General features: G+C 68.6%; 21 protein-coding genes. 5 read left to right on the forward strand and 16 right to left on the reverse strand.

Annotated features, from left to right (window positions below; translation table 11 throughout):
• Positions 1-15: 15 nt before the first annotated feature.
• From hisF to G6N59_RS05455, 8 genes are read right to left on the reverse strand one after another with little or no spacing between them, the layout of a single operon-like run.
• The gene (hisF, locus tag G6N59_RS05420) at positions 16-789 is read right to left on the reverse strand and encodes an imidazole glycerol phosphate synthase subunit HisF (protein WP_163910996.1); all 774 of its coding nucleotides are present in this window, start codon (positions 787-789) and stop codon (positions 16-18) included.
• Positions 786-1,610 carry an inositol monophosphatase family protein gene (locus G6N59_RS05425; protein WP_138231144.1) on the reverse strand — a complete coding sequence of 275 codons (825 nt, stop codon included), beginning with the start codon at positions 1,608-1,610 and terminating at the stop codon, positions 786-788. The genes hisF and G6N59_RS05425 overlap by 4 nt, the downstream gene beginning before the upstream one ends.
• Positions 1,611-2,342 carry a bifunctional 1-(5-phosphoribosyl)-5-((5-phosphoribosylamino)methylideneamino)imidazole-4-carboxamide isomerase/phosphoribosylanthranilate isomerase PriA gene (gene priA, locus G6N59_RS05430; protein ID WP_138231145.1) on the reverse strand — a complete coding sequence of 244 codons (732 nt, stop codon included), beginning with the start codon at positions 2,340-2,342 and terminating at the stop codon, positions 1,611-1,613. It lies immediately after the preceding gene.
• Positions 2,339-2,956: an imidazole glycerol phosphate synthase subunit HisH gene (hisH, locus tag G6N59_RS05435; RefSeq protein WP_138231146.1), complete on the reverse strand. Its 618-nt coding sequence runs from the start codon at positions 2,954-2,956 to the stop codon at positions 2,339-2,341. The genes priA and hisH overlap by 4 nt, the downstream gene beginning before the upstream one ends.
• Positions 2,953-3,573 (reverse strand): imidazoleglycerol-phosphate dehydratase HisB, encoded by a 621-nt coding sequence (hisB, locus tag G6N59_RS05440; RefSeq protein WP_138231147.1) that lies wholly within the window; start codon positions 3,571-3,573, stop codon positions 2,953-2,955. Before hisB ends, hisH begins: the two co-directional genes overlap by 4 nt.
• On the reverse strand, positions 3,570-4,691 hold the full coding sequence (locus G6N59_RS05445) for a histidinol-phosphate transaminase (RefSeq protein WP_163910999.1): 1,122 nt from the start codon (positions 4,689-4,691) through the stop codon (positions 3,570-3,572). The genes hisB and G6N59_RS05445 overlap by 4 nt, the downstream gene beginning before the upstream one ends.
• Positions 4,691-6,019, reverse strand: coding sequence for a histidinol dehydrogenase (gene hisD / locus G6N59_RS05450; protein ID WP_163911001.1), 1,329 nt, complete (start codon positions 6,017-6,019; stop codon positions 4,691-4,693). The genes G6N59_RS05445 and hisD overlap by 1 nt, the downstream gene beginning before the upstream one ends.
• A gap of 56 nt (positions 6,020-6,075) precedes the next feature.
• Positions 6,076-6,483, reverse strand: a complete 408-nt coding sequence (locus G6N59_RS05455; RefSeq protein ID WP_138231150.1) for an SRPBCC family protein — start codon at positions 6,481-6,483, stop codon at positions 6,076-6,078.
• 100 nt (positions 6,484-6,583) lie between these two features.
• Between G6N59_RS05455 and G6N59_RS05460 the strand changes: the two genes are divergently transcribed.
• Together G6N59_RS05460 and G6N59_RS05465 are read left to right on the forward strand one after the other, a co-directional pair.
• On the forward strand, positions 6,584-7,405 hold the full coding sequence (locus tag G6N59_RS05460; RefSeq protein WP_138231151.1) for a helix-turn-helix domain-containing protein: 822 nt from the start codon (positions 6,584-6,586) through the stop codon (positions 7,403-7,405).
• A gap of 93 nt (positions 7,406-7,498) precedes the next feature.
• Positions 7,499-7,915 (forward strand): nitroreductase family deazaflavin-dependent oxidoreductase, encoded by a 417-nt coding sequence (locus G6N59_RS05465; RefSeq protein ID WP_138231152.1) that lies wholly within the window; start codon positions 7,499-7,501, stop codon positions 7,913-7,915.
• Positions 7,916-7,962: 47 nt separating this feature from the next.
• Here G6N59_RS05465 and G6N59_RS05470 read toward each other — a convergent pair whose 3' ends face one another.
• Genes G6N59_RS05470 through nadA form a run of 4 tightly spaced genes read right to left on the reverse strand, consistent with a single transcriptional unit; the run spans position 7,963 to position 12,052 of the window.
• The gene (locus tag G6N59_RS05470) at positions 7,963-8,523 is read right to left on the reverse strand and encodes a hypothetical protein (RefSeq protein ID WP_138231153.1); all 561 of its coding nucleotides are present in this window, start codon (positions 8,521-8,523) and stop codon (positions 7,963-7,965) included.
• A 22-nt stretch (positions 8,524-8,545) separates the two neighbouring features.
• Positions 8,546-9,403 (reverse strand): carboxylating nicotinate-nucleotide diphosphorylase, encoded by an 858-nt coding sequence (gene nadC, locus G6N59_RS05475; RefSeq protein ID WP_138231154.1) that lies wholly within the window; start codon positions 9,401-9,403, stop codon positions 8,546-8,548.
• Between the two features lie 16 nt (positions 9,404-9,419).
• A complete protein-coding gene (locus tag G6N59_RS05480) occupies positions 9,420-11,036 on the reverse strand; it encodes an L-aspartate oxidase (RefSeq protein WP_138231155.1) in 1,617 nt (538 codons plus the stop codon).
• 2 nt (positions 11,037-11,038) lie between these two features.
• Positions 11,039-12,052 carry a quinolinate synthase NadA gene (gene nadA / locus G6N59_RS05485; RefSeq protein WP_138231156.1) on the reverse strand — a complete coding sequence of 338 codons (1,014 nt, stop codon included), beginning with the start codon at positions 12,050-12,052 and terminating at the stop codon, positions 11,039-11,041.
• Between the two features lie 48 nt (positions 12,053-12,100).
• Here nadA and G6N59_RS05490 point away from each other — a divergent pair, with 48 nt between their 5' ends.
• Together G6N59_RS05490 and G6N59_RS05495 are read left to right on the forward strand one after the other, a co-directional pair.
• Positions 12,101-12,793 carry an NUDIX hydrolase gene (locus G6N59_RS05490; RefSeq protein ID WP_138231157.1) on the forward strand — a complete coding sequence of 231 codons (693 nt, stop codon included), beginning with the start codon at positions 12,101-12,103 and terminating at the stop codon, positions 12,791-12,793.
• A gap of 87 nt (positions 12,794-12,880) precedes the next feature.
• Positions 12,881-14,209: a lipase family protein gene (locus tag G6N59_RS05495; protein WP_138231158.1), complete on the forward strand. Its 1,329-nt coding sequence runs from the start codon at positions 12,881-12,883 to the stop codon at positions 14,207-14,209.
• Here G6N59_RS05495 and G6N59_RS05500 read toward each other — a convergent pair.
• The 3 genes from G6N59_RS05500 to bioB are packed head-to-tail and all read right to left on the reverse strand — an operon-like array spanning position 14,193 to position 16,104.
• Positions 14,193-14,861, reverse strand: coding sequence for a DUF2567 domain-containing protein (locus G6N59_RS05500; RefSeq protein WP_138231159.1), 669 nt, complete (start codon positions 14,859-14,861; stop codon positions 14,193-14,195). The genes G6N59_RS05495 and G6N59_RS05500 overlap by 17 nt on opposite strands.
• Positions 14,858-15,097, reverse strand: coding sequence for a biotin synthase auxiliary protein BsaP (bsaP, locus tag G6N59_RS05505; protein WP_043398517.1), 240 nt, complete (start codon positions 15,095-15,097; stop codon positions 14,858-14,860). The genes G6N59_RS05500 and bsaP overlap by 4 nt, the downstream gene beginning before the upstream one ends.
• Complete coding sequence (bioB, locus tag G6N59_RS05510; protein WP_138231160.1) at positions 15,097-16,104, reverse strand: biotin synthase BioB; 1,008 nt, start codon at positions 16,102-16,104, stop codon at positions 15,097-15,099. The genes bsaP and bioB overlap by 1 nt, the downstream gene beginning before the upstream one ends.
• 61 nt (positions 16,105-16,165) lie before the next feature.
• Here bioB and G6N59_RS05515 point away from each other — a divergent pair, with 61 nt between their 5' ends.
• A complete protein-coding gene (locus G6N59_RS05515; RefSeq protein ID WP_138231161.1) occupies positions 16,166-16,774 on the forward strand; it encodes a TetR family transcriptional regulator in 609 nt (202 codons plus the stop codon).
• 55 nt (positions 16,775-16,829) lie between these two features.
• Here G6N59_RS05515 and G6N59_RS05520 read toward each other — a convergent pair whose 3' ends face one another.
• Entirely contained in the window at positions 16,830-17,339 is a 510-nt protein-coding gene (locus G6N59_RS05520) for a 2'-5' RNA ligase family protein (protein WP_138231162.1), read from the reverse strand.
• Position 17,340 lies beyond the last annotated feature (1 nt).

Consider the following 17,340-nt stretch of genomic DNA (forward strand, 5'->3'; position numbering starts at 1 on the left):
TCTTCGCGCAAGCGCTCATCGCACCGTGATCCCCTCGGCCGCCATCGCCGCCTTCACCTGACCGATGGTCAGCTCGCGGAAGTGGAACACGCTCGCGGCCAGCACCGCGTCGGCACCGGCCTGCACCGCCGGCGCGAAGTGGTCGACGGCGCCGGCTCCCCCACTGGCGATCACCGGCACGCTCACCGCGGCGCGGACCGCGCGCAGCATCGCCAGGTCGAACCCGGCTTTGGTGCCATCGGCGTCCATGGAGTTCAGCAGGATCTCCCCGACCCCGAGTTCGGCTCCGCGCGTTGCCCATTCGACAGCGTCGATGCCGGTACCGCGACGACCGCCGTGGGTCGTCACTTCCCAGCCCGAGGGTGTCGGCTCAGAACCTTCCGGCACGGTCCGCGCATCCACCGACAGCACGATGCACTGCGAACCGAACTGACGCGACAGCTCCGACAGGAGTTCGGGCCGGGCGATGGCCGCGGTGTTGACCGAGACCTTGTCGGCACCCGCCCGGAGCAGGGTGTCGATGTCCTCGACCGAGCGCACACCACCGCCGACGGTCAGCGGGATGAATACCTGTTCGGCGGTGCGCCGCACCACCTCGAGCATGGTCGAGCGGCCCGACGACGATGCCGTGACGTCCAGGAACGTCAGCTCGTCGGCACCCTCGGCGTCGTACGCGGCGGCCAGCTCGACGGGATCACCGGCGTCCCTGAGGTTCTCGAAGTTGACGCCCTTGACCACCCGGCCGCCGTCGACGTCCAGGCACGGGATCACACGGGTTGCGAGACTCACAGGTATTCCTCCGGCACGCCAACGGACTTCACGATCTCCAGCATCCTCTCGTGCACGCCGGGAGCGGCGGCCAGCGCCGACTTGGACTCCACCGTCCAGGGCTCGCCGGCGAGGTCGGTGACGATGCCGCCCGCTGCCCGTACCAGCGCCACGCCCGCGGCATGGTCCCAGATGTGGTGACCGAAACTGATTGCGCCACCGAGGATGCCGGCGCCGACGTAGGCCAGATCCAGGCCGGTGGCGCCATGCATCCGCACCCGTGAGCATTCCCGGGTGAGGCTCGACAGGACCGCGTTGCGCCACCGCCCGGGGAATCGGCCCTTCGAATCGATGTTGAAGGTCTGGATGCCGACGATCGAGTCGGCCAGCGTGGTCGGCGCCAAGGCCGGCAACACCGAATCCCCGTCGCGGACCGGGCCACCCAGCGTCGCGACATACCGCTGGCCCATGAACGGCAGCCAGGTCAGCCCGGCGACCGGGGTGCCCCGCCACAGCAGGCCGAGCAGGATCGCCGCCATGGGCGAACCGGCGGCATAGTTGAACGTGCCGTCGATCGGGTCGAGCACCCACACCAGTTCGGAATCGATGGGCTCACCACCGAATTCCTCACCGTGCACACCGATCCCGGTCGCCGATGTCAGTGCCGCGACCACCTGGCGCTCGATGGCCAGATCGATCTCGGTGGCGAAGTCGTTGCCCTTCTTGCGAACTGCCGCATCGGCCTGGTGCCCGGCGATGAAGGGGGCGACGGCGTCGTCGAGGATGCCGGTCGCCGTCGCGACCAGCTCTGCCAACCTCGCCGGTTCGATCACTTCACCCATCTATCTCACAACGGCCAATGCCTCGGGCAGCGTGAACCGCTCGGCGTACAAGGCTTTTCCGACGATCGCGCCCTCGACGCCCTGCCCGGTCAACGTGGCGATGGCCCGCAGGTCGTCCAGGCTCGACACGCCGCCCGACGCGATGATCGGCGCCTTGGTACGGCCGGCCACGGTGCTCAACAGCTCCAGGTTCGGTCCGGTCAGGGTGCCGTCCTTGGTGACATCGGTGACGACGTAGCGCGAGCAGCCTTCACCATCAAGGCGTTCCAGCACCTCCCACAGATCGCCGCCGTCGGTCTCCCAGCCACGGCCACGCAGCCGCCAGCTGCCGTTCTCGAACTGCACGTCCAGGCCGACCGCCACGCGGTCGCCGTACTCGCCGATGGCCCGCTTGCACCACTCCGGGCTCTCCAGCGCGGCGGTGCCGATGTTCACCCGGGCGCAGCCGGTGTCCATGGCCGCCTTGAGCGAGGCGTCATCACGGATACCGCCGGAAAGCTCCACGGCCACATCGAGTTTGCCGACCACCTCGGCGAGGAGTTCGCGGTTGCTGCCCCGGCCGAACGCGGCGTCCAGGTCCACCAGGTGCACCCACTCGGCGCCGTCGCGCTGCCAGGTCTGCGCCGCCTCCAGCGCCGAACCGTAATCGGTCTCGCTGCCGGCCTTGCCCTGCACCAGCCGCACCGCCTTGCCGTCGACCACATCAACGGCCGGCAACAAAATCAAACTCATAGCCCCTCAACCCAATTCGCCAACAGCGTCGCACCTGCGTCGCCGCTCTTCTCCGGATGAAACTGTGTTGCCGACAACGCGCCGTCCTCGACGGCGGCGATGAACGGCACATGATGCGTGGCCCACGTGACCTTCGCGTCGGCATGACCACCCCACTGCTGGGCGGCGTAGGAATGCACGAAATAGAACCGGGTACCCGCATCGAGCCCCTTGAACAGGGTGCTGCCCGCAGCGGCGTCGACGGTGTTCCAGCCCATGTGCGGGATCACCGGCGCATCGAGCCGGGTGACCTCGCCGGGCCACTGCCCGCAACCCTCGGTCTGGACACCGAACTCCACGCCCTTCGAGAACAGGATCTGCATGCCGACGCACACGCCGAGCACGGGGCGACCCGCGGCGAGACGGTCGGCAATGATCTGCTCCCCGCCGATCGAACGCAGACCCGTCATGCAGGCCTCGTAGGCACCGACCCCGGGCACCACCAGTCCGTCCGCCGCGGCAGCAGCCGCGGCGTCAGCAGTCACCACGACGTCAGCACCCACCCGTTCGAGTGCGCGCTGCGCGGATCGAAGATTGCCCGAACCGTAGTCCAGCACCACAAGTTTTTTGGTCACAGAGTGCCCTTGGTCGACGGCACCCCGGCCACGCGCGGGTCGGGCTCGACGGCCTGGCGCAGCGCCCGGGCCACGGCCTTGTACTGCGCCTCGGTGATGTGGTGCGGGTCGCGGCCGTACAACGTCCGCACGTGCAGCGCGATCTTGGCGTTGAAGGCCAGCGACTCGAACACGTGCCGGTTGATCACCGTGTGGTACGGCGCGGAATTTGGCCCTGTGGAGCCGGTCACTGTGAACCAAACCATGGACTCGGGTTCACCGGTGTGGACGAAATACGGACGGCCCGAAACGTCAACGGCCGCATGAGCCAGCGTCTCGTCCATCGGGATGAACGCATCGCCGAAGCGGCGAATGCCCTTCTTGTCCCCCAAGGCCTCTCCCAGCGCCTGACCGAGAACGATCGCGGTGTCCTCGACGGTGTGGTGGCCCTCGATCTCGACATCACCCTTGGCGTGCACCGTCAGATCAAAGCTGGCGTGCGTCCCCAGGGAGGTCAGCATGTGGTCGAAGAACGGCACGCCGGTGCTGATGTCGACCTGGCCGGTGCCGTCGAGGTCGATCTCGACCACGATGCTGGATTCCTTGGTGGTGCGTTCCACGCGGGCGCGGCGGGTCATGAAACTCCTTGTGGGGCTAGTTCCGATGCGGCGAGCTTGGCGCTGACTTCGAGCAGGGCGTCGTTCTCCGAGGCCAAGCCGACGGTGGTGCGCAGGAATCCGGGGATGCCGACGTCGCGGATCAGCACACCGGCGTCCAGGTAGCGCTGCCAGGTCGCCGCGGCGTCGGCGAACTCACCGAACAGGATGAAGTTGGCGTCGCTGGGGATGACGCGGAAACCCAAGTCGGACAAGGCCGCTGCCACCCGGTCCCGCTCCGCTGCCAACGTGGCGACGCTACTGAGGGTCTCGTCGGCGTGCCGCAGCGCCGCGCGCGCAGCCGCCTGGGTCAGCACCGACAGGTGGTAGGGCAACCGCACCAGCAGCATCGCGTCGATGACCGCGGGATCGGCCACCAGGTAGCCCAACCGCCCACCGGCGAAGGCGAACGCCTTGCTCATGGTGCGGCTGATGATCAGCTTGGCCGGGTAGTCGGCCAAGAGCTCGACACCGCTGCGCTGCGACGAGAACTCGCCGTACGCCTCGTCCAGGATCAGCACACCCGGCGTGACATCGAGCAGCCGCCGCAGGTCATCGAGCGGCACGCTCTGCCCGGTCGGGTTGTTGGGACTGGTCACGAACACCACGTCCGGCTTCTGGTCTCGGATCGCCGCGACGGCCACATCCGTGTCCAGCCCGAAGTCGGTCGCCCGGGTCGCCGAGAGCCACTCGGTCTGGGTGCCGTCGGAGATGATCGGGTGCATCGAATACGACGGCACGAAACCGATGGCGCTGCGCCCCGGACCGCCGAACGCCTGCAGCAGCTGCTGCAGGATTTCATTGGAACCGTTTGCCGCCCAGAGGTTTTCCGCCGTCAGCGCCACACCCGTCTGCGCCTGCAGGTACGCCGCCAGATCGGTGCGCAACGCCATGGCGTCGCGATCCGGGTACCGGTGCAGCTCGGCAGCCGCCGCACGCACGGTCTCGGCGACGTCGTCGATCAGCGCCTGCGTCGGCGGGTGCGGGTTCTCGTTGGTGTTGAGCCGCACCGGCACCACCAATTGCGGTGCGCCATAGGGCGACTTGCCCCGCAGGTTGTCGCGCAGGGGTAGGTCTGACAGAGATATTCTGCTATTCATCACTGCTCGAACCTCCGGCGCACGGCCTCACCGTGCGCCGGCAGGTTCTCTGCCGTGGCCAACGTGATCACGTGACCCGCAACGTCTTTGAGGGCCGCCTCGGTGTAGTCGACGACGTGGATGCCGCGCAGGAACGTCTGGACGGACAGGCCGCTGGAGTGCCGCGCGCAACCGGCGGTCGGCAGCACGTGGTTGGACCCGGCGCAGTAGTCGCCGAGGCTCACCGGCGACCAGGCGCCGACGAAAATCGCACCGGCAGAACGGATTCGGCCGGCAACCTCCGCGGCGTCGGCAGTCTGAATCTCCAGGTGCTCGGCGGCGTAGGCGTTGACCACCCGCACGCCGAAGTCGAGATCGTCGACCAGCACGATGGCCGACTGCTTGCCGTTCAGCGCGGCCGTCACGCGCTCGCGGTGCAGCGTGGTGGCGACCTGCGCGGCCACCTCGACGTCGGTGGCGTCGGCCAGCTTCTCACTGGTGGTGACCAGCACGCTGGCCGCCATCTCGTCGTGTTCGGCCTGGCTGATCAGATCAGCGGCGATGTGCACCGGGTCGGCCGAGTTGTCGGCCAGGATGGCGATCTCCGTCGGGCCGGCCTCGGCATCGATGCCCACTTGGGAGCGGCAGATGCGCTTGGCCGCGGTGACGAAGATGTTGCCCGGTCCGGTGATCATGTCGACCGGCGCCAGCTCTTCACCCGTGGTGTCTACGCCGCCGTAGGCCAGCAGCGCGATGCCCTGCGCGCCGCCGACCGCCCACACTTCGTCAACCCCGAGCAGCGCGGCGGCGGCCAGGATGGTCGGGTGCGGCAGTCCGCCGTGGTCCTTCTGCGGCGGGCTGGCGATCACCAGCGAGTCGACGCCGGCGGTCTGGGCCGGCACGACGTTCATCACGACGCTCGACGGGTAGACGGCGTTACCGCCGGGCACGTACAACCCGACGCGTTCGACCGGGACCCAGCGTTCGGTGACGGTCGCGCCCGGCGCGAGGGTCGTCGTGGTATCGGTGCGACGCTGGTCGGCGTGCACGGCGCGGGTCCGCTCGATGGCCACCTCCAGCGCCACCCGCACGTCGGCGGGCAACCGGGTCAGCGCAACGTCCAGCTCGGCCTTGGGCACGCGCACGGCGGCCGGCCGCACGCCGTCGAAGGTCTCTCCGTATTCGAGGGCCGCCACCGCGCCGCGTTCGACCACCGCGTCGACGATCGGGCGTACTTTCGGCAGCACGGCATCGACGTCGACACCGCCCCGGGGGAGCACGGATCGCAACTCTGCGGCGGTCAGCACACGGTTACGCAGGTCGATACGGGACATCTGAAACTCGGCCATCTGTTCAATTGTCCCTGATCAGTCCAGTTGATAAAAATCCACCACGACGTATCGCGCTAACCGACCGTCAGGCGCTCCAGCGCACTCTTGATGATCGGCGCTGCCTCGTGCATCACGGCCCGCAGTGGACCCGCCGCTTCGTCGGGCAAGACATCGCGCGACCAGAGGAAACGGCAGCGCTGCGGACCGGCGGCAATCACCTCCATCACGGCATTGTCGTGCGCCGGCCCGGCGTCACCGGTCAGTGAATAGGCGATCCGGCAACTGCCTTCATCGCGACTGACCAGGCGTTCCCTGGCGACGAAACCGTCGGCGAATGTCACAACGCGAACGTCGCCCGTCGCCTCGGAGGACACCACGAAGCCCGGGGCCATGCCCACGGGGCCGACCTCCCAATCCCCGATCACCTGCCACACCGCAGCGCAATCAGCTTCAACATCGAACTCAACGCGAATGAATGCCATGGCATCAGTCTGGGCAGCGTCCGAGTGGATGTCTTGAACATCCTTGCGGACCGTCGCGGTCGCCCCGGCGGTGTCGGTCCCCACCGCTAACGTCCACGACATGTTGACCGCCACCCCGCTGATCGCGCGACCCCACTTCAGCGTCACGACCTGGCGGTGCACCGGTGAGGACGAAGCCTGGTCCGAGCCGGAATGCGCGATCGATGGGCGCGTGGTGCTGGTGCGTTCGGGAAGTTTTCACCGCCGCGGCTCCGGCGGTCCGGTCGAACACGATGCGACGCTCGGCTATCTCGGGGAGCCTGGGGAGCGCGAGCATTTCGCCCACCCGCACGGCGACGACGTGTGCACATCAGTCCAGCTCAGCGCCGAAAGCTGGTGGCAGCTGGCCGGCGAACCGCAGCGGACCGGGTCCGCGCCGGTTTATGTCGACGCCCGACTTGAACTCGCACATCGCCGGTTGCTGGTCAATGTCGGCAGCGACCCCGACTATCGGGTCGCCGAGCAACTGGTACTGCTGGTGGGCGGGGCACTACGGTCCGCGGCGAAGCGGCCGATCCCAGCCTCCGATTCGCCGGCTCAGACTTCGGAGCGGCGATTGGTTGCGCGGGCCCGCGAGGCGATCAGGCACGGCGATGCCGCTGCCGCGGGACTGTTCCCCCTCGCGGCCGCCCTCGGGGTGTCTCCCTACCGGCTGAGCCGATCGTTCAGCAACGAACTTGGAGTCTCGGTGACGCGGTATCGCAACCGGGTCCGCGTCGGACGGGCTCTCGACCATCTGCACCGCGGCGACACCACGCTCGCCGATGTCGCGGCCACGCTGGGGTTCGCCGACCAGGCCCACTTCTGCCGAACACTACGTGAGCAAACGGGGTACACCCCGACCGTGGTCAGGCGCGAACTGCGGCGCATCGCCGCGGGCTAGAGGTCCGAACGGCGGCTATCCGGCAGAAGCTTCGGGCGTCAGCTCGCCGGACTATTGTCCGAGAGCAAGCAGAAACCAAATACGGAGGCGTCAATGTCAAGCCGTCAGGAACACCCCAACAACGCGGCCGGCGTGCCGATGATTTTCCCGGTGTGGTTGGAGAACTTCCAGATCAAGTACATCAACCCGGCGTTGCGCCCACTCTCCAAGAAGCTCCCCGGGTTCTCGGTGATCAAGCACCGCGGCCGCACGTCGGGCAAGGAATTCGAGACCATCGTCACCTCGTACCGCAAGGGCGACGTGCTGGCGGTCGCGCTGGCCCACGGCAAGACCAACTGGGTCAAGAACGTGCTGGCCGCCGGCGAAGCCGACATCCACGTCTCTCGGAAAGACCTGCACCTGGTCAACCCGCGGGTACTGCCGGCAGGCACCGTCGACCCGTCGCTGCCGCGGATTGCGCAGATGGCGGCGAAGCGCACCGGCGTCTTCGTCGCCGACATCGCCCACTGACAACGGTGGCCACGCTGGAACCAGCGTGGCCACCGTTACGTCAGCGACTACTTGCAGATGTCGCTGACCTGCTTGCTGTCGGCGCCGGCGTCGTCCAGGCGCACCTTCTGCTGCGGATCGTCGGTCTGCGCGCCGGACGTCGCCGCAGCCCCGATGTCCAACAGCGTGTTCGCGTACTTCCGCGCCGCCGTCGCAAGGTCGGCCGGGGCGGCCGGATCGATCCGGTTCAACAGGTACTGGCCACCGGTGATCAGTGCCAAGCGAGCGTTGGCCGCGACAGCCAGCGCGCCCGTCGTGTCCTCCGGCCCGCCGGGAGCCGTCAGGTTGGTGTTGATCGCGATGCCCTTGCTCACGGTCTTCATGGCATCACAGACCGCGATCTTGGCCGTGTCCTGCTCGGCCTGTGTATACGTCTTGTCCTGATGCTTCACCTCGTACAAGGCGTAGCCCCCGATAGCGGCAGCGATCAGGCCGATGACCACGGCGGCGATCGCGATGATCTGCGTGACGGACACCGATCCGCCACCCGACGCCGACGCCGCGTCGGAGTCCTTTGCCGCCTTGTTCAGCGTGGTGGTCTTGTCTTCGGACTTCTCGTCTTCTGGCATGACCGTGATAGTAGCGGCCGGGCTACGTATCGAGTCCGACGTCGAGGACCCGCACCGAATGTGTCAGGGCGCCAATGGCGAGGTAGTCCACCCCGGTCGCGGCGTAGGCCGCTGCCGAGTCCAGGCTCAGCCCGCCCGACGATTCCAGTTTGGTGCCGGGGGCACGGACATCGCGGCGCTGCACCGCGATCTGCGTCTGCCAGACCGGGAAGTTGTCCAGCAGTACCAATTCAACGTTCTCGCCGAGGATTTCATCGAGCTGCTCGAGGGAATCCACCTCGACCTCACACGGCAGCTCAGGCGCCGCGGCACGCACCGCCTGCAGGGCCGCGAGCACCGAACCGGCGGCCGCGACGTGGTTGTCCTTGATCAGCGCGGCATCGCCGAGCCCCAGCCGATGGTTCACGCCGCCCCCGACCCGCACGGCGTACTTCTGCAGTAACCGCAATCCCGGCAAGGTCTTTCGGGTATCGCGGATGGCCGCATCAGTTCCGGACACCGCGTGCACCCAACGGGCAGTCTCCGACGCGATACCCGACAGATGGCAGACGAGGTTGAGCATGGTGCGTTCGGCCGTCAGCAGGGCCCGCGTCGGCGCCTCGACGGTCAGCACCGCGTCGCCGGGTTTGACCTCCGCGCCGTCCTCGGCCCGGTCCCGAATCTGGTAGGCGCCCGCGCCGATCACCTTGTCCAGCACCAGAACCGCGAGGTCCAGGCCGGCGATGACACCCGCCTGTCGCGACACCATCGACGCGACGGTGGTGGCGTCGGCGGGCACCGTCGCCACCGAAGTGACGTCCGGCCCGTAGCGCAGGTCTTCGTCGAGCGCGCGATCGATGATCGCGTGCGCGTCCGCCAATTCCGCTGCACTGAGCGACATCAGAACCTTCTCTCCCTCATGCACGGGCAGCTGAGCTGCCCACTCCTACAGGCATCGCCACGACGGCGCAGCCGGTGCCGTCCAGCCGAACATCGATGGATACGCCGAACGCCGAATCCCGGTCCGGCCGGTCGCTGCGGTGGTGGCAGCCACGGGATTCGGCCCGCGCCGCCGCGGCTGTCGCGACCGCCGACGCCGTCACCGTCAGCGCCGCATCCTCGACGGCGGCCCGGTTCGTCATGGCCTTGCCGCGCGCCCCGGTCAGCAATTCGCCCAGTTGTCCCAGCCCCGCGGCGTCACGCACGACGGATGCGTAGCGCGTCATGCCGCGCTGGAGCGCATCCCGATCCAGTGCGGGCCGCTTGCCCAAATCCGGCTCCGGGACCCGGTTTCCGCCGCCGGCCGCACGGGCCTGCTCCGCTGCCGCACGGCCGGCCCGGCCACCGACGACCAGTCCCTCCAACAGGCTGTTGGAGGCCAGGCGGTTGCCGCCGTGCATACCGGTGCGCCCGACCTCGCCGGCGGCGAACAGGCCCGCCATCTCCGTGCGCCCGTGCACGTCGGTAACCACGCCGCCGCAGCTGTAGTGGGCCCCAGGTACCACCGGAATCGGTTGACGCGCAGGGTCGATACCGGCGGCGAGGCATGCGGCCGTGACGGTCGGGAACCTTGCGGCGACGTCGGGGACGCTGCGGGCGTCGAGGTAGACGTAGTCGTCTCCGGTGGCGGACAGGCGCGCGTCGATGGCCGCGGCCACGATGTCGCGCGGCGCCAGGTCGCCCATCGGGTGCACGCCGTCGGTGACCGAGTCGCCACGGCGGTCACGCAGGATCGCCCCTTCGCCGCGCAGCGCTTCGGTGATCAACGGGCAACGACCGCCGGCCGCGCCGGTGTACAGCATGGTGGGGTGGAACTGGATGAACTCGATATCGCGGACCGGTAGTCCGGCGCGCAGCGCGAGGGCGATGCCGTCGCCGGTGGACCCGTCCGGGTTGGTGGTCGCGGTGTACAGCTGCCCCAGCCCGCCGGTCGCCAGGATCACCGACGGCGCCGTCAGCACACCGGGTCCCTCAGGGCTCAGGACCAGCAGTCCGCTGACCACGCCGTCGTGGTGCAGCACCTGCAGCGCAACATGATTGGGCCGGATGTCCAGTGTCTGCGTCGCGGCTGCCAGGGCTCTTTGCACCTCGGCCCCGGTGGCGTCGCCGCCGGCGTGGATGATGCGGCGGCGGCTGTGCCCGCCCTCGCGGGTCAGTGACCAGTCCCCCGGCCCAACTTCGTCGAAAGCCGCACCGGCGCCGACCAATTCACGCACCGCGGCATAACCGTCGGCGACGATCGAGGTGACCGCCTCGACGTCGCACAGGCCGGCACCCGCCGCGACGGTGTCGGCGACATGCGCGTGCACCGAGTCGTCGGTGTCAGGGATCACGACCGCGATGCCACCCTGTGCGTACGCAGTTGCCGTCTCGCCGGACTTACCGACGACCACGACGCGGCTGCCGGCCAGTTGCGCCGCGCGGGCGGCTGCCAGGCCGGCCACCCCCGTGCCGACGACGACGACGTCAGCTCGTTGGCGCCAATAGCCGCGTCCGCCGCACGCGGCCAGCCTCCCAGGCGTGGAGGCCGTCATCACTATTCCCCGCCGCCGGGCTGCCCGATCCCGATCATGCGCTGCACGCTCAACCGAGCTGCGGCTGCGACGTCCTCGTCGACGTGAACTTCGTCGGCACCGTCCCGCAGGCAGCGCAGCAGCGCGGCCGGCGTGATCATCTTCATGTAGGGGCAGGAGGCCCGATCATTGACGGCCAGAAATTCGGTTTCCGGTGCGGCACGGCGCAACTGGTGCAGCATGCCGATCTCGGTGGCGACCAGCACCTGCTTGGCCTTGGTATCCCGGGCGGCGTCGAGCATGCCGCCGGTGGACAGGATCTTCACCCGGTCGTCGGGCACGGCGCCCTCGCCCGCCAGATACAGAGCCGATGTTGCACAACCACATTCGGGGTGCACGAACAGTTCGGCGTCGGGGTGCGAGCGGGCCTGGTCGGCGAGCTCGTCACCGTTGATGCCGGCATGCACGTGGCACTCGCCGGCCCAGATGTGCAGGTTGTCCCGTCCGGTCATGCGGCGCACGTGCGCACCGAGGAACTGGTCGGGGCAGAACAGCACGGTCTTGTCCGCGGGAATCGAGGCGACCACCTCGACGGCGTTGGACGACGTGCAGCAGATGTCGGTGAGTGCTTTGACGGCCGCGGTGGTGTTCACGTAGGACACCACCACCGCGTCCGGGAAGTCGGCCTTCCAGGCCCGCAGATCGTCCGCGGTGATCGAGTCGGCCAGCGAGCAGCCCGCCCGCTGGTCCGGGATCAGGACGGCCTTGGCCGGTGACAGGATCTTGGCGGTCTCGGCCATGAAGTGCACACCGCAGAACACGATGGTGTCCTCGGCGGCGTCGGCCGCGATCCGGGACAGCGCCAGCGAGTCGCCCACATGGTCGGCGATGTCCTGAATCTCGGGCAACTGGTAGTTGTGCGCGAGGATCGTGGCATTGCGCTCTTTGGCCAGGCGGCGCACCTCGTCCGCCCACTGTGCGTCGGCGACTACATCGCCGAACCCGCCTGACTCCGTCGCACGGTCCAGAACCGTCATGGCCGTCTCCTTTGAACCTGGCCAGGTTTTCGACTTATGATCGAAAACATGCCACATACTAGCACTGCGCATGAAGTGCTCGCCGTCGTGTTTCAGGTGCGCGCCCTCGCCAGCAAAAAGCCGCAGCTCAGCGTGCTGCTGTGGGAACGCGCCATGGAACCGCAGCGCGGCGCGTGGTCCTTACCGGGCGGCCAGCTGCGACACGACGAAGACATGACGAGTTCAGTCCGCCGACAACTTGCCGAGAAGGTCGACCTGCGCCAACTGACCCATCTCGAGCAGCTCGCGGTCTTCTCCGATCCCGGGCGCGTGCCGGGGCCGCGCACCATCGCCTCGACCTTCCTCGGCCTGGTGCCCTCCCCCGCCACACCCGAACTGCCGGGCGACACGCGCTGGCATCCGGTGTCGGCACTGCCGCCCATGGCCTTCGACCACGGCCCGATGATCACCCATGCGCACGCCCGGCTGGTCGCCAAGATGTCCTACACCAACATCGGATTCGCCTTGGCGCCAAAGGAATTCACCCTCACCACGCTGCGCGACATCTACGCCGCCACCCTGGGCCACCAGGTGGATCCGACCAACCTGCAGCGCGTACTGGCCCGGCGCGGCGTCATCACCCCGACGGGCACGACCGCCCGGTCCGGACGCAGCGGCGGCCGTCCTGCCGCGCTGTACCGGTTCACCGACTCGACATACCGCGTCACCGACGAGTTCGCCGCGCTACGCCCACCTAGTTAACCTACGGGCCGTGACGTAGGTCACTTTCGGGCCACATTTCGCGAGCCAGAATTGGTTTTTAAGGGTTCCTTAAGACATGATTTCCCGATGACCATGGGCAATGCAGCCAGGGCGTTCGACGCCGAGTGGATCGGCCAGCCGTACCACGAGGAGCTCCAGTCCGGCATCCGCCCCCTGCGGCCCAGCGACGACGCGTTCTACGTGCCGCCCGTCGGCTTCGAGCTCACCGCGCCCGGTACGGTCCTGCGGTCCCGCGATGTCGAGCTCGGCTTCATGGGCGTCATCCCCCAGGGCGTCACCGCCACGCAGCTCCTGTACCGCAGCACCGACCTGGGCGGCACCCCGCACGCTGCAGTGACCACCGTGCTGCTGCCCGTCGACCACAACCCGGACAGCCGTTGTCCCATCGTGTCCTACCAGTGCGCCATCGACGCGGTCTCCGACGCCTGCTTCCCGTCCTACGCCCTGCGGCGCCGCGCCCGGGCCCTCGGCTCGGTGGCGCAGCTCGAATACATGCTCATCGCCGGCGTCCTCGCGCAGGGCTGGGCGGTGTCCATCCCTGACCACGAAGGCACCGACGGCATCTGGGGCGCCCCGCACGAGCCCGGGTACCACATCCTCGACGGCCTGCGCGCCGCCATCAACACCGAATCACTCGGCTTGTACGCCGACGCGCCGATCGGCCTGTGGGGCTACTCGGGCGGCGGCCTCGCCAGCTCCTGGGCCGCGGAGGAATACGCGGACTATGCACCCGAGCTCAACGTCGTCGGCGCTGCCCTCGGCTCGCCGGTTGCCAACCTGGGCAACGTCTTCCGCCAGCTGAACGGCACCGCCAAAGCCGGTCTGCCGGCCACCGTCATCGCGGCGCTCATGCACATCTACCCGGGCCTGAACCGCGTCATCCACGAGCACGCCACCGAGGCAGGCAAGGCGATGCTGCGCAACATCAAGGGCATGACGACCGCCGAGGCCGTCCTCCGGCACGCCGGGCTCGACATGGACAGCCTGTTGAAGTCGCCGCTGCATGAGGTGCTCGACACTCCCGAGGTGCAGCATGTCTTCGAGAGCATCAAGCTGGGCAAGACCGCGCCGACCCCGCCGCTGCTGGTGATGCAGGCCGTGTACGACCAGATCATCGCGGTCGGAAACATCGACGAGCTGACCGACACCTACATCATGGGCGGCTCCCACGTGACCTACCACCGGGACATCCTCAGCGAGCACATCGTCCTGCACCCGCTGGCCGCACCGATGGCACTGAGCTGGCTGGCCGACCGGTTCGCCGGCAAGCCGCTGGGCCCCACCGTGCGTACCTCGTGGCCGGTCCTGCTGAACCCGGCGACCTACCTCGGCTTGATCAAGCTGGGTGTGGTCAGCACGAAGGTTCTGCTGGGACGTCCTATTGGGCGTCGGTAGCCGCAACCGCGTCGGCGCTCGGTAGCGCGACGCCCGCCGATGCCAGGGGCGCCGGCTCCACCGGCGGCCAGGCACCCAGATCGTCGCGCTTGGTCGCCAACGTGCAGAAGAGGTACACCAGCGCGGCGACGCCGGCCGGGAAGAACAGCGTCGTCGCGATCACCCACGGCGAATGGCCGAAGAACACCGGCGGCGCCTCGACGAGGTAGCCCACCCGGTGCTCGGGAGACAGCGCCGTGGCCGCAAGGTCCGGCGTCCCGTAGCGCCAGTGCGCGACGACGGCACCGACGCCGGTGAGCGCTCCGGCCGCGGCCACATTGCCGAGCGCCAGTGCGCCGGCCAGGACCGGCCCACGGTGCGCCCGCCACTGCCACACCAGCGTGGCGGCCACCACGGCGATCACCGTCAGCAGACCAACGGCCAGCGCCCCGCCCAGGAACACCCGGTCCGACTCATCACCGAAGTACCCGTGAATGCGCTGACCCTTCTTGGTCAACGCCACCACGGCGTCGACGGGCGGCGCCAGAAACGCCCACAGCACCCCACCGAGTGCGCCGGTCAGTGTCAACCCGACGACGACCCGCAGCGCGGCCGCGCGATGCGAAAGCTTCGGCTGCCGCGCGGTTTCGGCGCGCTGGACGCCTTCGGTCACCTTTGGGTCTCCAGGTCCTTCGAGTCCACCACCCCGTGCCGTGAGCACTTGGCCCACCAGCCGTCGGGACGCACCTGCACCACCATCCGTCGACCGCATTCGGCGCAGAACCGGGGCGCCTCCAGACCGAGCTGGGCCGTGGTCGGCATGACGGCGCCGTCGACGGCATCCGCCGCGACACCGGTGTACACGTTGAACTTGCCAGCACTGACGGGTGCGGGCAACTCGCGAGTCATCACAGCGTGGCGTTGAGGGCCTTGATCGGCATCTGCAGATCGTCCAGCAGTTCCAGATCGGACTCGGCCGGGCGTCCCAGCGTGGTCAGGTAGTTGCCGACGATGACGGCGTTGATACCGCCCAGGATGCCCTGCTTGGCGCCCAGGTCTCCGAGGGTGATCTCGCGGCCACCGGCGAAGCGCAGCATGGTGCGCGGCATGGCCAACCGGAACGCGGCGACGGCGCGCAACGCGTCGGCGGCCGGCAGCACCTCGAGGTCACCGAACGGGGTGCCCGGGCGGGGGTTCAGGAAGTTCAGCGGGACCTCGTGCGGGTTCAGCTCGGCCAGGTTCGCGGCGAACTCGGCGCGCTGCTCGAGCGTCTCGCCCATGCCGAGGATGCCGCCGCAGCAGACCTCCATGCCGGCCTCGCGCACCATCTCGAGCGTCTGCCACCGCTCTTCCCAGGTGTGGGTGGTGACGACGTTCGGGAAGTACGACTTCGAGGTCTCCAGGTTGTGGTTGTAGCGGTGCACGCCCATGGCCTTGAGCCGGTCGACCTGCTCCTGATCGAGCATGCCCAGCGAGCACGCGATCTGGATGTCGACCTCATTGCGGATGGCCTCGATGCCCGCGGCCACCTGGGCCAGCAGACGCTCGTCGGGCCCGCGCACCGCGGCCACGATGCAGAACTCGGTGGCGCCGGTCTTGGCGGTCTGCTTCGCGGCCTCGACCAGGCTCGGGACGTCCAGCCAGGCGCTGCGCACCGGAGACGCGAAAAGACCGGACTGCGAACAGAAATGGCAGTCCTCAGGGCAGCCGCCGGTCTTCAGGCTGATGATGCCCTCGACCTCGACCTCGGGACCGCACCACTTCATCCGCACCTCGTGTGCAAGGGCCAGCAGGTCTTCCAGCCGGTCGTCGGGCAGCTGCAGCACCTCGAGCACCTGCTCCTGGCTCAAGCCTTCGCCACGCTCGAGCACCTGCTCGCGGGCAACACCCAGTACATCGGTCGCGGCCTGAGTCATCGGCACTCCTTACTCCAGGCCGACTGCGGCCTACAACTTGAACGGTGTTTAGGATACAGACGTGCAACTGCACCGAAGCGACGTGGTGGCCAAGGCCGCCGAAATCCTGGACAACTACGGGATCGCCGACCTGACCATGCGCAGGCTGGCGCGTGAACTGAGCGTCAGCCCAGGCGCGCTGTACTGGCATTTCGCCGACAAACAGGAGCTCCTCGGCGCTGTCGCCGACCGCCTCCTGGCGGTCGCGGCTCCCCTCCCGGTCAGCGGACCGGTGAGCGGCCAGTGGCCCGACCGCATCGTGACGCTGTGCTCGGCACTGCGCGACGCCCTGCTGTCCGCCACCGACGGCGCCGAGCTGGTCTCGGCCAGTTTCTCCGCCGGACGATCGGCCGAGCTGAGCCGCATCGTGGCGGCCCTCGCCGACGCGTGCGTCGAGTCGGGGCTCACGGCCGACGACGGCGACCTCGCGGCGCGCACCATCGTGTACTACGTGCTCGGCTTCACCGCCGACGAACAGTCCCGCCTCCAGTGGGATGCGGCCGGCGCGGCCGTGGCCGACGGAGACTCGGTGTGGTCCGAAAACGCCGGTGGCCGTTTCACTTTCGGCCTGAACCTGTTGATCGACGGGCTGGCGGCACACGCCGTCAGCATGGACGCGGACACCGCGTAATCGAGGCCAGGTATCGCAACGGTCGGCCAACTGGCCGTACAACTGACCCGACGCGTCAGCTGATCTGAATCTCCGTGCGGGCGTTGCCATTCCACAGCCGCAACCCACTGGCTGTCGCGCCGATCTCCGCGGGCCGGCCGGCGATACCGAGTGCCCTGACCAGCCGGTCCGGCGGGACCCGACGCGCCAGGGTGACGTGCGGCGTCCAGTCACCCGGCTCGGTGTGGGGCATGGGACCCGGCCGCAGATACGGTGCGCTGAGTCGACAGACCTCACCATGCAGGTCCAGCAGCTCGCCGCTGGGCACCACGAGCCGCGCCAGGATTCCGGCTGAGCGGCCGAACACCAGCGTGGTGCCGAGGCGGGCGCGGAACGGGAACCTCGCGACGAGACCGGCCAACACCGGCAGCACCGTGTCATCGATGTGTTGGGCGACGCACAGGGTGGCGTGCGGACGTGCGGCGGGCGGCGCAGCGGCGATCCCCGCATCCCGCAGGTCATCCCACAGCGACCGGATCACGGCCTCGGTGTCGAGGTCGAACAGCAGCTCGACCGAGTGCACCATG

The organism is Mycolicibacterium aubagnense, assembly GCF_010730955.1.
GTDB lineage: Bacteria > Actinomycetota > Actinomycetes > Mycobacteriales > Mycobacteriaceae > Mycobacterium > Mycobacterium aubagnense.

Coding starts and splice junctions, on each gene's coding strand:
- G6N59_RS05425 (WP_138231144.1), bottom strand. CDS start 1,610: ATGGGTGAAGTGATCGAACCGGCGAGGTTGGCAGAGCTGGTCGCGACG.
- priA (WP_138231145.1), bottom strand. CDS start 2,342: ATGAGTTTGATTTTGTTGCCGGCCGTTGATGTGGTCGACGGCAAGGCG.
- hisB (WP_138231147.1), bottom strand. CDS start 3,573: ATGACCCGCCGCGCCCGCGTGGAACGCACCACCAAGGAATCCAGCATC.
- G6N59_RS05445 (WP_163910999.1), bottom strand. CDS start 4,691: ATGAATAGCAGAATATCTCTGTCAGACCTACCCCTGCGCGACAACCTG.
- hisD (WP_163911001.1), bottom strand. CDS start 6,019: ATGGCCGAGTTTCAGATGTCCCGTATCGACCTGCGTAACCGTGTGCTG.
- G6N59_RS05455 (WP_138231150.1), bottom strand. CDS start 6,483: ATGGCATTCATTCGCGTTGAGTTCGATGTTGAAGCTGATTGCGCTGCG.
- G6N59_RS05460 (WP_138231151.1), top strand. CDS start 6,584: ATGTTGACCGCCACCCCGCTGATCGCGCGACCCCACTTCAGCGTCACG.
- G6N59_RS05465 (WP_138231152.1), top strand. CDS start 7,499: ATGTCAAGCCGTCAGGAACACCCCAACAACGCGGCCGGCGTGCCGATG.
- G6N59_RS05470 (WP_138231153.1), bottom strand. CDS start 8,523: ATGCCAGAAGACGAGAAGTCCGAAGACAAGACCACCACGCTGAACAAG.
- nadC (WP_138231154.1), bottom strand. CDS start 9,403: ATGTCGCTCAGTGCAGCGGAATTGGCGGACGCGCACGCGATCATCGAT.
- G6N59_RS05480 (WP_138231155.1), bottom strand. CDS start 11,036: ATGACGGCCTCCACGCCTGGGAGGCTGGCCGCGTGCGGCGGACGCGGC.
- nadA (WP_138231156.1), bottom strand. CDS start 12,052: ATGACGGTTCTGGACCGTGCGACGGAGTCAGGCGGGTTCGGCGATGTA.
- G6N59_RS05490 (WP_138231157.1), top strand. CDS start 12,101: ATGCCACATACTAGCACTGCGCATGAAGTGCTCGCCGTCGTGTTTCAG.
- G6N59_RS05495 (WP_138231158.1), top strand. CDS start 12,881: ATGACCATGGGCAATGCAGCCAGGGCGTTCGACGCCGAGTGGATCGGC.
- bsaP (WP_043398517.1), bottom strand. CDS start 15,097: ATGACTCGCGAGTTGCCCGCACCCGTCAGTGCTGGCAAGTTCAACGTG.
- bioB (WP_138231160.1), bottom strand. CDS start 16,104: ATGACTCAGGCCGCGACCGATGTACTGGGTGTTGCCCGCGAGCAGGTG.
- G6N59_RS05520 (WP_138231162.1), bottom strand. CDS start 17,339: ATGGTGCACTCGGTCGAGCTGCTGTTCGACCTCGACACCGAGGCCGTG.